At 70.1% G+C, this 13,583-nt stretch carries 12 protein-coding genes; 6 read left to right on the top strand and 6 right to left on the bottom strand.

Translation table 11 applies throughout. The annotated features are described in order from the left end of the window. The first annotated feature begins 82 nt into the window (after positions 1–82). Together P2T37_RS06395 and P2T37_RS06390 are read left to right on the top strand one after the other, a co-directional pair. Complete coding sequence (locus tag P2T37_RS06395; RefSeq protein ID WP_276235967.1) at positions 83–3,595, top strand: MMPL family transporter; 3,513 nt, start codon at positions 83–85, stop codon at positions 3,593–3,595. Between the two features lie 4 nt (positions 3,596–3,599). Beyond that, a complete protein-coding gene (locus P2T37_RS06390; protein ID WP_276235966.1) occupies positions 3,600–4,355 on the top strand; it encodes a TrmB family transcriptional regulator in 756 nt (251 codons plus the stop codon). Between the two features lie 42 nt (positions 4,356–4,397). On the opposite strand, the gene P2T37_RS06385 is transcribed toward P2T37_RS06390, so the two are convergent. Further along, positions 4,398–4,868, bottom strand: a complete 471-nt coding sequence (locus tag P2T37_RS06385; protein WP_276235965.1) for a MaoC/PaaZ C-terminal domain-containing protein — start codon at positions 4,866–4,868, stop codon at positions 4,398–4,400. A 149-nt stretch (positions 4,869–5,017) separates the two neighbouring features. On the opposite strand from P2T37_RS06385, the gene P2T37_RS06380 reads away from it, so the two are divergent. Beyond that, positions 5,018–5,776 carry a 23S rRNA (uridine(2552)-2'-O)-methyltransferase gene (locus tag P2T37_RS06380; RefSeq protein WP_276235964.1) on the top strand — a complete coding sequence of 253 codons (759 nt, stop codon included), beginning with the start codon at positions 5,018–5,020 and terminating at the stop codon, positions 5,774–5,776. Between the two features lie 4 nt (positions 5,777–5,780). On the opposite strand, the gene P2T37_RS06375 is transcribed toward P2T37_RS06380, so the two are convergent. The 3 genes from P2T37_RS06375 to P2T37_RS06365 form a co-directional block, all read right to left on the bottom strand. Then, positions 5,781–6,491: a queuosine precursor transporter gene (locus P2T37_RS06375; RefSeq protein WP_276235962.1), complete on the bottom strand. Its 711-nt coding sequence runs from the start codon at positions 6,489–6,491 to the stop codon at positions 5,781–5,783. Then, the gene (locus P2T37_RS06370) at positions 6,484–6,660 is read right to left on the bottom strand and encodes a ribbon-helix-helix domain-containing protein (protein ID WP_276235961.1); all 177 of its coding nucleotides are present in this window, start codon (positions 6,658–6,660) and stop codon (positions 6,484–6,486) included. Before P2T37_RS06370 ends, P2T37_RS06375 begins: the two co-directional genes overlap by 8 nt. Before the next feature lie 101 nt (positions 6,661–6,761). Then, positions 6,762–9,056, bottom strand: coding sequence for a twin-arginine translocase subunit TatC (locus P2T37_RS06365; protein ID WP_276235960.1), 2,295 nt, complete (start codon positions 9,054–9,056; stop codon positions 6,762–6,764). 89 nt (positions 9,057–9,145) lie between these two features. On the opposite strand from P2T37_RS06365, the gene tatC reads away from it, so the two are divergent. Together tatC and P2T37_RS06355 are read left to right on the top strand one after the other, a co-directional pair. Beyond that, entirely contained in the window at positions 9,146–10,342 is a 1,197-nt protein-coding gene (gene tatC, locus P2T37_RS06360; RefSeq protein WP_276235959.1) for a twin-arginine translocase subunit TatC, read from the top strand. A gap of 350 nt (positions 10,343–10,692) precedes the next feature. Then, positions 10,693–11,283 (top strand): DUF7474 family protein, encoded by a 591-nt coding sequence (locus P2T37_RS06355; protein WP_276235958.1) that lies wholly within the window; start codon positions 10,693–10,695, stop codon positions 11,281–11,283. Here the strand turns inward: P2T37_RS06355 and P2T37_RS06350 are convergent, their stop codons facing one another. Together P2T37_RS06350 and P2T37_RS06345 are read right to left on the bottom strand one after the other, a co-directional pair. After that, complete coding sequence (locus P2T37_RS06350; RefSeq protein WP_276235957.1) at positions 11,284–12,027, bottom strand: DNA polymerase sliding clamp; 744 nt, start codon at positions 12,025–12,027, stop codon at positions 11,284–11,286. It abuts the gene before it with no gap. Positions 12,028–12,124: 97 nt separating this feature from the next. After that, on the bottom strand, positions 12,125–13,135 hold the full coding sequence (locus P2T37_RS06345) for an AAA family ATPase (protein ID WP_276235956.1): 1,011 nt from the start codon (positions 13,133–13,135) through the stop codon (positions 12,125–12,127). 217 nt (positions 13,136–13,352) lie between these two features. Here P2T37_RS06345 and P2T37_RS06340 point away from each other — a divergent pair, with 217 nt between their 5' ends. Further along, the gene (locus P2T37_RS06340) at positions 13,353–13,559 is read left to right on the top strand and encodes a cold-shock protein (protein WP_276235955.1); all 207 of its coding nucleotides are present in this window, start codon (positions 13,353–13,355) and stop codon (positions 13,557–13,559) included. The last annotated feature ends 24 nt before the right edge of the window (positions 13,560–13,583 follow it).

The raw sequence follows: 13,583 nt of genomic DNA, 5'->3' as shown, positions 1-13,583 counted from the left end.
TCTTCGGAACGCTTATTCAACTGGTGTTAGTAGGAGAGTACAGACACATGTATCAACGACGGACAGCCGGCGGTGACCGGCCGTGAACGGCGGGAACCGGCTGGTCGACGCGATACTCGACCACAGCCGCGTCGTCATCGCGGTCATGCTCGTGCTCACCGTGGCGGTGGGCGCGGGCGCGCCGATGGTCGAGCAGTCGTCGTCGCTCGACCAGTTCCAGACGGACTCGCCGGCGGCCGACAAGCTCGACTACATCGACGAGAACTTCTCGACCGGGGCGGAGAACACCACGACCGCACAGGTCATCCTGCGCGACGACAACGTCCTCGACAAGGAGTCGCTCGTCGCCCTGCTCGCCTACGAGCGGGCGCTCCACGCCAACGAGACGGTGAACGCGACGCTCGCCGGCGACCGGCCGACGGCGAGCATCGCCAACATCGTCGCGCTCGCGGCCATCCAGCAGGAGGAGGGCCGCGACGTCCAGGAGCTCGCGGCCGAGATACGGGCGCTCAACGCGACGGTCGCGGAGGAGCGCGCCGCGATAGAAGCGCGCAACGAGACGCTCGCGCGCACCGCGGGCCTGCTCCGCGAGGAGCTCACCTACCTGCGGCAGAACCCGAACGCGAGCATCGACGCGTCGTTCGACGACGTGCGCGCGAACACGACCGTCGACCTGAACGAGTCGGACGCGCGGACCTTCGAGACGGCCGCCCAGCGGCTCCGCAACGCCACCTCGCAGGCGGAGGCCGAGGAGGCCTACCGGCTCGGCACGCAGGGCGTCCTCTCCGAGGAATACGCGGCGCTGCAGGCGCGTGCCGAGGAGCTGGAGACGCTCGGCGCGGAGCTGCGTGACCTCGCCGCGGAGCTCGAAACCGAGCGCGCCGAGTTCGAGAACGCCTCGAACGCGACGCTGGCCGAACAGCAGGCGCAGCTGGAGTCGATGAGCGAGTCCGAGATAGACGACGTCGTGACGACGGTGCTGGCGGCCGACGGCGGCAGCCAGTTCGCGTTCGCGTTCATGCCGACGGGCTACGAGCCCGGCTCGGCGGAGGCGGACGCGACGATGCTGCTCGTCACCCAGGAGAGCCAGGGCTCGACCGTCCAGGGCTCGGCCCCCGAGTCGCTCACCGAGGCACAGCTCGCCATCCAGTCGCTCGCCGACGAGGCCGACGGCGGGAGCTACCTCGTCTTCGGCGCGGGCGTCATCGGCGAGGAGATAACGAACTCGATGACCGACAGCCTGCTCATCGTCGGGCCGCTGGCGATGCTGTTCGTCCTCGTCGCGCTGGCGGTCGCCTACCGCGACCTGCTCGACATCCTGCTCGGGCTGGTCGGCATCGCCGCCGTCCTCGTGTGGACGTTCGGCTTCATGGGCTGGTTCGACGTCGCGTTCAACCAGATATTCATCGCCGTGCCCGTGCTGCTCATCGGGCTGAGTATCGACTACGCCATCCACATCTTCATGCGCCACCGCGAGGAGCGCACGGAGGGCGACGGCGACGACCTCTCGCCGCGCGGCTCGATGCGGACGGCCCTTGCCGGCGTCGGTATCGCGCTCGTGTACGTGACGGCGACGACCGTCATCGGCTTCCTGTCGAACCTCACCAGCCCCGTGCCGCCCATCCGGGAGTTCGGGGTCGTCAGCTCCGTCGGTATCCTCGCCGCGCTGCTCGTGTTCGGCGTGTTGATGCCGGCGGTGAAGGTCGAACTCGACGAACTGCTGGAGTCGTTCGGCATCGACCGCTCGAAGCGCGCGTTCGGCACCGGCGGGGGCGCGTTCTCCCGCGTCCTCTCCGTCGGCGCGACGGGCGCGCGGAAGGCCCCGTACCTCGTCATCATCGGGGCGCTGCTGCTCTCCGCCGGCGGCGCGTACGGCGCGACGCAGGTGGACACCTCGTTCAGTCAGTCCGACTTCCTCGCGGAGGACCCGCCGGACTGGATGAAGGACCTCCCCGAGCCGTTCGCCCCGAGCGAGTACACCGCGGCCGCGAACCTCGAGTACGTCAACGACAACTTCGTCCGCGAGGACTCGCAGGCGCAGATACTCGTCGAGGGCGAGGTGACGGGCGACGAGGTGCTCGAACGCATCGCCGCCGCCGAGGCGGCCGCCGCCGACAAGCCCGTCACGCAGACGCTGTCGAACGGCGAGCCCGACATCCGGTCGGCGCTCTCGGTGATGGCGTCCGTCGCGGCCGAGAACGAGGCGTTCAACGAGACGTACACCGACGCCGACACCGACGGCGACGGCGTCCCCGACCGGAACGTCGAGGGCGTCTACGACGCGCTGTACGAGGCCGCCCCCGACGAGGCCGCCGGCGTCGTCTACCGCACCGAAGGTGGCGAGTACGAGGCGCTCCGGCTGGTCGTCTCCGTGGACGGCGGCGCGAGCGGCGACGCCGTCACGACCCAGATGCGCGCCGTCGCGGACGAACTCGACGGCAACGGGCTCGAAGCGACCGCGACGGGCAGCGCCATCCTGAACAAGATCGTTCAGGACGAGCTGCTCGACACCGTCGTCCAGAGCCTCGTCATCACGCTCGTGGCGACGTTCGTCTTCCTGATGATAACCTACCGCATCACGGAGGGGAGCGCGACGCTCGGGGCGGTGACGCTCCTCCCGGTCGCGCTCAGCGTGGCCTGGATTCTGGGCACGATGTACCTGCTCGACATCCCGTTCAACGTCCTCACGGGGATGATAACGAGCCTCACGGTCGGGCTCGGGGTGGCCTACAGCATCCACCTCTCGGAGCGGTACAACCAGGAGCTCGAACGCACGGGCGACGGCTGGGAGGCTATGGACCGCGCGGTCACCGGCACGGGCGGCGCGCTGCTCGGCTCCGCGGCGACGACGGTGGGCGGCTTCGGCACCCTCGTCTTCGCTATCCTGCCGCCGCTCCAGCAGTTCGGGCAGATAACCGGGCTCACCATCATCTACGCGTTCCTCGCGAGCGTGCTCGTGCTGCCGAGCCTGCTCGTGGTGTGGACGCGCTTCGCCGGCCCCGACGGCGTCCTCGACGACGACGGGCCGGACGCCGACCTCGCGGCCGTCTTCGACGACGACGGGAGCGAGGCGGCGCCGGCCGCCGCCGAGGCGGGCGTGCGCACCCTCGACCGGGACGTGGTCGCGCCCGGCGACGAGGTGACCGTGACCGTGCGGCTCGACAGCACGGGCGGCCGGACGGTGTTGCGCGAGCGGGCCGTCGCGGACGCGACCGTCGTGGAGGCCACCCCCGACCCCGTCGACGCGACGGCGAGCGGCGGCACGCTGTACGTCGCGTGGGAGGGCGCGAACCCGACGGTCCGCTACACGACCCGGGTGCCGGAGACGGCCGCCGACGGCGAGGAGTTCGCCTTCGAGGGCGAGCTGCTCGACGGCGGCGAATCCCGGGTCGTGGGCGGCGAGTCCCGCGTCACGGTCGTAACCGACCTGTTCGAGCGCATCGCGGCCACCGGCGAGGTGACGGAGGGCGACCTCCGGAGCGCCTACGACCGCTTCGAGCAGGGCCAGCTCACCGACGCCCAGCTGGAGCGGGTCCACCGGGCGTGGGTGCGCGGCGACGCGCCGGCGGCGCTGGACGCCGCGGGCGACGACTGAGGTCGTGAACGACGCCGACGCCGTCGAGGCGCTCTCCGCGCTCGGCCTCTCGACGTACGCCGCGCGCACGTTCGTCGGCCTCCAGAAGCTGGGGGTCGCGAGCGCCAGCGACGTGGCCGGCGTCGCGGACGTCCCCCGCTCGCAGGTGTACGGCGCGACGGACGAACTGGAGTCGCTCGGGCTGGTGGACGTGCGCGACGGCTCGCCGCGCCGCTACCGCCCGGTGCCCGTCCGGGAGGCGCGCGACCTGCTGTACGAGCGGCTGCGCGCGACGGGCGACGAGGCGTTCGAGTACCTCGAATCCGTCCGCGGCCAGCGCGCCGACGACGAGGAGGGTCACGACGCAATCTGGACGACGGAGGGGCGCGCGAACGTCGCGGCGCGCGTCTCCTCGCTCGTCGACGGCGCCGACGGGCGCGTGCTGTTCGCCACCGGGGACCCGTCGCTGTTCGACGGCGCCGTGGCGGACGCCCTCGCCGCGGCCGACGAGCGGGGCGTCACCGTCACCCTGGTCAGCGCCGACCCGGCCGTCCGCGAGGCCGGGCGGGCGGCCGGGCTGTCGGTGAAACGGGTGCCCGACGACGCGGCCCCGGAGCTGAGCATCGGACGCGTCCTCGTCGCGGACGACGACACCGTCCTGTTCAGCGTGCTGCCGCGCGCGGACGTGGCCGCGACGGACGCCGAGTCCGCGTTCTGGACGGAGGGCACCGGCTTCGCGGTGCTTCTTGCGCGGCTCATCGGCGAGCAGTTCGGGGTGTGAACGGCGGGGGGCGGCCCCGCGGTCCGCGGCGGTCCCGACTCGCTAGTCGTCGTACCCCTCGCGCTTGAACATGAACTTCATGTCGCCCTCGAAGACGCTGTCGCCGTCTTGGTTCGTGGCGAGCGCGTCGATGACGACGATACCGGCGTCGTCGCGCGATTCGAGTTCGCGCTTCTCCGTCACCTCGAACTCCGCGGTGACGGTGTCCCCGACGTACACGGGGTTCTTCAGGTCCATGTAGTTCATCCCGAGGAAGGCGATGACGCGGCGCTCGACGAAGCCACAGCGGTGGACCAGCCCCGTCGTGATGACGAAGGTGAACGGCCCGTGGCCGATACGCGCGCCGTAGCGGCCCGCCTCGGCGTACTCGTCGTTCGTGTGTATCTCCTCCCAGTCGCCCGAGACGGCGGAGTACATCTCCAGCGCGCCGTCGGTGACGGTTCGCCCGGCGCTCTCGAACGTCTGTCCCACGGAAAGCTCCTCGAAGTAGTGCGGCTCGTAGCTGACCGGCATACCCGTCGCTCACCGGGCGGGGGCAAAAGCCTGCCGCGGGTCGGGGACGGATTCGGCACGTCTTTCCGGTTCGCCCCCCTCCAAACGGGCATGACGAGGACGACGTCCGCCGGGGACGCCGCGACGGCGACCGACGGGGTGACCGGCCCGTGACGGGGAAGGACGAGTACTACAACCGCGCGAAGCAGGAGGGCTACCGCTCGCGCTCGGCCTACAAGCTGAAACAGCTGGACCGCGAGGCCGGCCTGTTCGGGCAGGGGAACACGGTGGTGGACCTCGGGGCCGCGCCGGGCGGCTGGCTGCAGGTCGCCGTCGAGCGCGTCGGCGACGAGGGGACCGTCCTCGGCGTGGACCTCCAGCGCGTCAAGGACGTGGAGGGTGCGGAGACGATACGCGGCGACATGACCGACGAGGAGGTCCGCGCGGACCTCGTCGAGCGGGTCGGCGAGGCCGACGTCGTGATCTCGGACATGGCTCCGAACATGACCGGCGAGTACGGGCTGGACCACGCGCGCTCCGTCCACCTCGCGCGGATGGCCTACGAGACGGCGCTGGAACTGCTCGCCCCGGGCGGCGACCTCGCCGTGAAGGTGTTCGAGGGGCCCGACCTCGCCGACCTCCGCGAGGAGATGGAGGGGGAGTTCGAGTACGTGCGGGCGGTCCACCCCGACGCCTCGCGCGACTCCTCCTCGGAGCTGTATCTGGTGGCGAAGGGGCGGCTCACCGCGCCCGTCCGCGAGGGCGACGAGGTCGAGGTCGAGATCGTCGACGAGGGGAGCGAGGGCGACGGCATCGCCAAGGTCGAGGGGTACACGCTGTTCGTGCCCGGCGCGACGACGGGCGACGCCGTGACGGTGCGCGTGACGGACGTGAAGCCGCGCTACGGCTTCGCCGAGACCGTCGAGTAGCCGCTCAGCCCATGATGCGGTCCTCGTGGCCGGACTCGTTGGCCCGGACCGCGTTGGTCACGAGGTAGACGAACGGCGTGTCGGCGACCGCGATGAGGAGCTTCAGGAGGTACTGGCCGAGCATCAGGCCGAGCACGACGTTCGTCGGGAGCACCGGGCCGATACCGGCGTAGTTCGGCAGGAGGTAGAAGGCGATGCCGACGAACACGACCGTGTCGATGGCCTGCGAGGACGCGGTGGAGGCGACGTTGCGGAGCCAGAGCTTCTCCTTCCCGGTGGCCTCGCGGATGCGGTGGAACACGTACACGTCCCAGTTCTGCGAGAGCAGGTAGGCGACGAGCGACCCGGCGACGATGTTGGTCGACGCGCCGAGGACGGCGGCGAACGTGCCGGGGTCGATGCTCGACTGGGCGGCCGGCGCGGCGATGGTCGAGTACACCAGCCCCAGCAGGACGAAGTTCATCGCGAACGCGACGTTGACGAGCCGCTGGCCCGCGAGCTTCCCGTACAGTTCGGTGTAGCAGTCCGACGCGAAGAAGGTCAGCGCGTACCCCAGCGCCGCCCCGGGGAGTATCAGCGCGCTCCCCGTGTACGGCAGGGAGAAGGGGATGGAGAAGGCGAGCACCTTCGCCGCGGTCAGCTGTGAGACGACGAGCGCCGTGACGAACAGCGCCGCGAGCACCGTCGCGCCCAGCGGCGGCGCGCGCTCACTCATCGTCGGTCAGGCGCCCGTGGCGGGCGTCTATCTCGTCGAGGATGTCGAGGTTCTTGCGGATGGACGCCCGGACGGCGTCGCTGCGGTTCACGTACTTCCCGTCGTCGCCGACGTGCTCGTCGAGGTCGGCGAGCAGCTCGCCGGGTATCTCCACGCTTATCTTAGGCATACTCCGAGATTACCGAACGAATACTTAAGCGCGTCAGTTCGGCGCGACCGCCGGCGGGGAAGGAGAACGCGAAAGAACGGGAGAGGAGAACGGAGGCGAGGTCAGTCGGCCGGCTCGACCTTCGGCCCGCCGCCGCCGCGACGGCCGCCGAGGGTGACGGCGTGGAGGACGGCGAGGCCGAGCCCGTACATCCCGACGACGGGGAGGCCGAGCACGAACATCATGAACACGCCGCGGGGCGACAGCAGGGCGATGACCGACAGCACCGCGAGCACGACGACCCGCCACCGCTTGCGCATCGTCCGGTAGCGGACGATGCCCCCGGCGTGGAACAGCAGCATCGACATCGGGATACACGCCATGATGCCGACGCCGACGGTGGTGAAGAACACGAGCCACCCGAAGTTGTTGATGCGGTAGGCGATGACCATGTGCGCCGCGATGGCGTCGTTGGCGAGCCACGAGATGATGCCCGGGGCGACGAACAGGAAGCCGACGAGGCTCCCGCCGATGAGGGTGGCGAAGAGGCTCCCGCCCCACACGAGCAGGACGCGGCGGTCGCCGCGCGCGAAGCCGCGCTGCTTCAGCGCCGGCCACGCGTAGAAGAGCAGTAGCGGCAGCGTCGCCACCGCCCCGGCGATGGTGGCGACCTTGATGCCGAAGACGAGCGCCTCGACGGGGTGGAGGGTGACGAGCCGCACCTGTTCTGCGGTCACCTGGTCGGGCAGCTGGGTGAGGAACTGCGCCTTCAGCCAGCCGATACCGCCCGTGTAGAGGACGTAGAACGTCACGGCGAGCACGGACATGAACGTCCCGACGAGGACGAACGCCTTCGAGCGGAGCGACGAGGCGATGAACGCGAGGTCGTAGTAGTAGCCGCCGATGTCGTCCTCGTCCACCTCGTCCTCGGTGAACGCCGAGAGCATCCCCGCGCCGGTCCGCGAGAAGACGTTCCCGGACTCCTCCTCCTCCGCTTCCTCCTCGGTCCCGGCCGAGTCGGCGTCGTCCTCGGGGAGTTCGCCCGTCTCGGCCAGCGCCTTCGCCTCGGCGGCCGGGTCCCCCTCGTTCGCCTCGGGCGGGTGGTCGGCCGCCATCTCCTGGGCCGCGTCGAACCGGTCGAGTATCGCCTGCGCCTTGTCGCCGTCGCCCTCGTCCATCGCCCCGCTGGCGAGCGAGAGCGCCTCGTTCTCCGTCATCTCCACGAAGGGCTCGATGGGGGCGGCGCGGACCCCGGCGGCGTCGAGGCCGCCGATGTCGATGTCGCCCGGCGCGCCCGTACTCGCGGGCGCGGCCCCGGAGAGGTCCGCCACCTCGTCGAGCGCCTTGAACATCAGGTAGACGAGGGCGGCGAGCGCCGCGAACGCGCCGACGAACAGCGCGGCGACGGCCAGCACGGCCGTCGCGTCGACGCCGAGCAGGGTGTCGGTCGCGAGCGAGTCGGGAAAGCGACCGTCGAGATACGCGCCGGCGTACGGTATCGCGTCGAGCGAGGCGAGCGCGGAATCGAACGCGCCGTTCGTCGCCGCCCGCCCGAGGAAGAAGGCGACCGCGCCGCCGACCACGCCGCCGCCCGCGACGACGTTCCAGCGCCGGCGCAGCGTCGGCTTCAGCCCCACCTGCTCGCCCGCGGCCCGGGCCGTGACGAGGAAGCGGGTGACGAACAGCGAGAAGCCGTACAGCATGACGAGCGGCGTCGCCCACAGCAGTTGGGTGAGCGGGTCCGGCGGCGTGAACAGCGCGCCGAGCGCGTACAGCCCGAGGATGGCGTGCTTCCAGTAGTCGCGGAACGTCTGGTAGGGGACGACGTTCGACAGCGCGAGGCCGGACATCGCCAGCGGCAGTTGGGCCGCGAGGCCGAAGGAGATGGAGAGCAGGAAGACGAACTGCGCCCACTTCACGATGGAGTAGGTGGGTTCGAGGTCCGCGCTGACGGCGTTGCTCGCGAGGAACTCGAAGGCGAGCGGGAAGAAGAGGACGTAGCCGTAGGTCGCCCCGAGCAGGAGGAGGACGACGGCGAGGAAGACGACGGTCGCTATCTGCCACCGCGGGATACCCGTCGGCCAGTAGCCGCGGGCCCGCAGGGCGTCGCGAGAGTAGTATATCAGCACGGGTATGGCCATCAGGACGCCGATGACGAGGCCGATCTTCACCTGCAACAGGATGACGTCGAACGGCGTGACGGCGATGACCTGCGCGTCGGGCGCCTGCGAGAGCAGGTCCGCCTTCATGCGGTTCCACCCGTACCGGTTGAGGAAGATTATCGTCGCGAGCAGGCCGACGACGAAGACGATGAACACCTTCTGGAGATGTTTCTGGGCCGCCCCGAGCATATCGCCGAGCGTCTCGCGCCCGCCCTGAAGGGTTCGGACGACGTCTCCGTCTACGGCTCCGGACACGGAGACCCGTTGGGTAGCCCCGGTTATCAACCTTTCAGCCTCGACCGCGAGAAGAAGGCTTACAATCGGGCGACGCCGATGCCACCGTAATGGCCGAGGAGCCGGACGACGGGACGGGGACGGACCGTCCGGCGGAGCGCGACGACGACGAGGAGCCGCGCGTCACCTCGGACGCCGACTTCAACAGCCTCGCCGCCGACCCGGACCCCGACGGGGACGCGGCCGAGGAGGGCGACGGTGCCGGGAGCCCGGAGGACGACGGCCCGACGCCCGCCATCACGCGCGTCGACGACGGGGACGGCGTCTCGGAACCCGACGGCGACGGCGTCGTCTCCCCCGCCGACGACCCGGACACCCCGACCGTCGACGACGTGGAGACGCCGCTCGCCGACGAGGAAGCGGGCGTCTCCGACGGCGGCTACGCCGACGAGGGCGACGCCGGGGGGATGTACGACGACATCGCGTTCGACGACGACGACATCGCCGACGGCGCGGACGCACCCGCCGTCGAGGGGGACTTCGACGGCGCGCCCGACGACCAGGAGATGCCGCTGGCCGACCACATCGAGGAGATGGTCAAGCGGCTGGGCGTCGTCGTCGTCGCGATGGCCGTCGTCTCGGGCATCGCGTTCCCGTTCGGCACGGACCTCATCAACTTCCTGTGGTACGACTACCTGCCGGGGACGTTCGCGGAGTGTCCCACCATCGGACCGCTCCAGCCCGGCGGCCCGGCCTGTCCGCAGGTGTACCACCCGCTCGCGGTCATCCTCGCGCGGCTGAAGGTGGCGACGCTCGTCGGCTTCGTCATCGCCCTGCCGCTGTTCGTGTACGAGACCTACCTGTTCATGCGCCCGGGGCTGTTCCCCCGCGAGCGCCGCTACTACCTCGCCAGCGTCCCGACGAGCCTGCTGCTCGCGCTCGTCGGCATCGTGTTCGCCCACTTCATCGTCATCCCGTTCCTGTTCGACTACTTCGTCTCCTACTCGCAGAACGCGACCATCGTCGCGTTCGGCCTGACGGAGACGTTCGACCTCATCGTCCTCCTGCTCGGCGCGTTCGCCATCGTGTTCCAGATACCGCTGTTCGTGATGCTCGCGCTGATGATGGGGCTCGTCACCCGCGAGTGGATGGAGGGCCGCCGCCTCATCTTCTGGGGCGTCTTCGCCGCGCTGGCGTTCCTGTTCGCGCCGGACCCGACCGGGATGGCCCCCATCATCGTCGCGGCGACGATGATCGTCCTGTTCGAGGGGACGCTCCTGCTGGCGAAGTGGACCCGGCGCGGGTGAGGCCGTTCCGGCCCGTCGTTCCGATACGCCCTGATACATGAGCGGCGGCGCGGGCCGAGCGCGCGACGGCGCGCTCGTCGTCGCGAGGGACGACGGAGCGACCGCAGGGAGCGACGGAGTCGGCTGGGGAGGGTGTGGGCGGTCGCGGTGCTGTGGGGACTCATGGAACCGCGCGAGCAGGACGTTCGCCGAACCACGGTGAGACACACCGAGCCGAAGCGGAACGGGAGAAACTCCGAGCCGAACCACGGCGAGACACACCGAGCCGAACCCCGAAGCCAACGGACGCGAAACGACGACTCCAAACGACAGCGATACGCCTTAGTCGGCCACTCCCCACGACACGCACAGTGCCGCGCTTCGAGTACCCCTGTCCGGGCTGTCGCACCCGCACGAACCTCCACGACGCAGGCTGCGACTTCGACGGCGTCCGGTGGACCGACATCGAGGCCGCCTATGTGGACGTGCTCTCGCGGCTCTCCCGGACGGAGCTCTCCGAGGCGGCCCTCCGGGAGGCGATAGACGACTGGGGCGGCCTCCACGCCGCCGCGCTGTCGCGGCTGCGCGGCGACCAGCGCGTGGACGGCGGCGACGACGGCCCGCTGGAACTGCTCACCGCCGCGGAGTACAAGGAGCGCGTGACCCACCCGACGATGGAGCCGCTGAAGACCATCTACGAGCAGGGCTCCGTCCACGGCGCCCACGACAACGCGGTGTTCGCGCTCGTCGCGTTCTACGAGATGGTCGGGCTCTCGTGGGCCGAGACGCGCGAGCAGATGCTGACGTGGCTCGACGAGTCGGGCACGTGGGCGCGCGGCGGCTTCGAGGAGGGGTCGCCGGAGGAGCTCGTCGACTCGAAACGCCACGTCTACGAGCGCGGCTACGGGTGGAAGCAAGCGGGGCGAGAAGCGAAGGCGGTTATCGACAGACGGCTCGGGTAGTCAGTCGCTCTGGATGCGCGGCGCGAGCATGTAGGTGACCTCGCCGTTCCCCTCCGCGATGTCGAAGTGCATCTTGACGGGGAACTCCTCGCCGAGTTCCATCGTGACCTCGGCGTCGCTCGGGATGGCCTTGTTCATGTCCTTGAGGTAGTCGAGCGAGAAGAGCGAGCGGGCGTCGCCGGGCGTGAGCGCGATGAGGTCCTCGGTCGTGAGTTCGAGGTGGACGTCGTCGGTGTCGCCCTCGGCGTCCACGTAGAACGTCTCGGCGTCGGCATCGACGCCGAGCGCGATGTGGTCGGAGACCATGTCCGCGGCCTTGACCGCGCGGGCGATGTCAGCGCCCTCCACGACGACCTCGGCCGGGAGGTCGAGGTCCGGGAGGTCCGGCTCCTGGCGGATGGAGTCCGGGTCGATGAGCGCGAGCGTCCCCTCCAGCCCCTCGATCTTGATGTGGAGCTTCCGGGTCTCCTCGTCGAGTTCGAGCTGGACGAGCTGGCCCGAGTCGGCCATGCCGACGAACTCCTCCAGCCGGGAGAGGTTCACGCCGATGACGCCGCCGTCCGTCTCGTAGGACTCGAAGGCGGCCGCGTCGAGCGTGAGGTCGACCATACCGACGTTGGCCGGGTCGACGGCGCGGATGGCGAGGCCCTCCTCGTCCAGCCGTATCTTACACTCGTCCACGAGAACGCTCACGGAGTCGAGCGCGTCCCCGAGCGTCTCGGCGCTCACGATAGCCTTGAACATCTTGCCCGCGGCTACGAAACCGCGTGGTAAAAACTCTCCCGTTCGTGCGCACGCGGGCGGGCGCGGACGACCGCTGAGACCGCCCGACGCGACGGATTCAGGCGTCGGCCGGCCGGCCCATCCGCGCGAGCAGGTGGCCCAGTTGTACCCGGTCGCTCGTCGACTCCGTGAGGTCGAAGTCCGTCTCGCCCGCGAGCCGGTAGAGCTTCGCCAGCCGCCGGCCGTCGTAGCGCGAACGACCGACGCGGAGCACGTCCTGCAGTATCTCGTCGCCGCCGTAGCCGTGGTCGTAGATGAGCTCGTCGAGCCGGGAGCGCGCCTCCGAGAAGTCGCTCGATTCGGCGGCCGCGAGCATCGCCTCGACGGTGTCGTCGTGGCCGATGTCGCCGAGCGTCTCGTAGGCCGCCGACATGGTCACCGCGCCCTCCTTCGCCGCGGCGGTCTGGGCGCCGAGCACGGCCTTGCGAAGGTCGCCGTCGCCGTAGCCCGCGAGGTACTCGAGGCCGTCGTCGTCGTACTCGACCCCCGCGAGGTCGACGACCCGCCGGAGCGCCGTCGCCGTCTCGCCGTGGTCCGGGGCGCGCACCGGGACCGAGAAACACCGCGAGCGGATCGGCGGGATGAGCTTCGAGGGCTGGCGGGTCGCGATGACGAACTGCGTGTTCGCGGCGTACTGCTCCATCACCCGCCGGAGCGCCTGCTGGAAGTCCTCGCGGATGGCCTCGGCGTTGTCGAGCAGGACGGTCTTGTACCGCCCGGAGACGGGCTGGTACGAGGCCGATTCCTTCAGGACGTGGTTTATCATGTCGCGTTTGGACATGCGCGAGCGCCCGGCGAGGAACGGTTCGAAGCGCTCGTCGTTGCGTATCTCCTTTTTCGTCCGGTCGAAGAAGTCCGCGACGTTCAGCTCCACGAGGTCGTTGTCCGGGTCCTCGTGAGCCTCGCGAGCGAGCGCGCGGGCCGCCGCCGTCTTGCCGGCCCCCTTCGGCCCGTGGAGGACGAGGTTCAGCGGCTCGTCGCGGGCCGTCGAGAGGTAGTCGCGCACGTCCGGCTGGGGCAGGTCCTCGATGGCCGGCGCGTACTCGTCGGTCCACAGCGGCGCGTCCATTCGTTGCGCGTGCTTGCCGCCGGGCGGCTATGAAGGTGACCTTTGCGCGCGCCGTGTCGGTCGCGGCGGCCCGGACGACCTCGGGGCCGGTCCCCTTCTCGACCCCGCCGAACCGCGAGTCGTGAACCGCATGCGGGCGGACGAACGTCTCGCAGGGAGTCGTGGTACCGCGACACTCGCAAGCGTTATCCCCGAATCGACTCTACGTTTGTTCGTAATGGCACACGGTAAAGTTGACTTCTTCAACGACACTGGCGGCTACGGCTTCATCACGACCGACGACGGCGACCTCGACGACGACGAGGACGTGTTCTTCCACATGGAGGACGTCGGCGGCCCGGACCTCGAGGAGGGGACCGAAGTGGAGTTCGACATCGAGTCGTCGCCGAAGGGGCCCCGCGCCTCCAACGTCGTTCGGCAGTAACAGACCTTCCGTCGCTGACCGCGA

Source organism: Halosegnis marinus (assembly GCF_029338355.1).
Classification (GTDB): Archaea; Halobacteriota; Halobacteria; order Halobacteriales; family Haloarculaceae; genus Halosegnis; species Halosegnis marinus.
The sequence above is the reverse complement of the archived record's forward strand: the minus strand, read 5'-3'. Positions and strand labels throughout refer to the sequence as shown.

Coding starts and splice junctions, on each gene's coding strand:
- tatC (WP_276235959.1), top strand. CDS start 9,146: ATGGCCGAGGAGCCGGACGACGGGACGGGGACGGACCGTCCGGCGGAG.
- P2T37_RS06350 (WP_276235957.1), bottom strand. CDS start 12,027: ATGTTCAAGGCTATCGTGAGCGCCGAGACGCTCGGGGACGCGCTCGAC.
- P2T37_RS06370 (WP_276235961.1), bottom strand. CDS start 6,660: ATGCCTAAGATAAGCGTGGAGATACCCGGCGAGCTGCTCGCCGACCTC.
- P2T37_RS06345 (WP_276235956.1), bottom strand. CDS start 13,135: ATGGACGCGCCGCTGTGGACCGACGAGTACGCGCCGGCCATCGAGGAC.
- P2T37_RS06340 (WP_276235955.1), top strand. CDS start 13,353: ATGGCACACGGTAAAGTTGACTTCTTCAACGACACTGGCGGCTACGGC.
- P2T37_RS06385 (WP_276235965.1), bottom strand. CDS start 4,868: ATGCCGGTCAGCTACGAGCCGCACTACTTCGAGGAGCTTTCCGTGGGA.
- P2T37_RS06375 (WP_276235962.1), bottom strand. CDS start 6,491: ATGAGTGAGCGCGCGCCGCCGCTGGGCGCGACGGTGCTCGCGGCGCTG.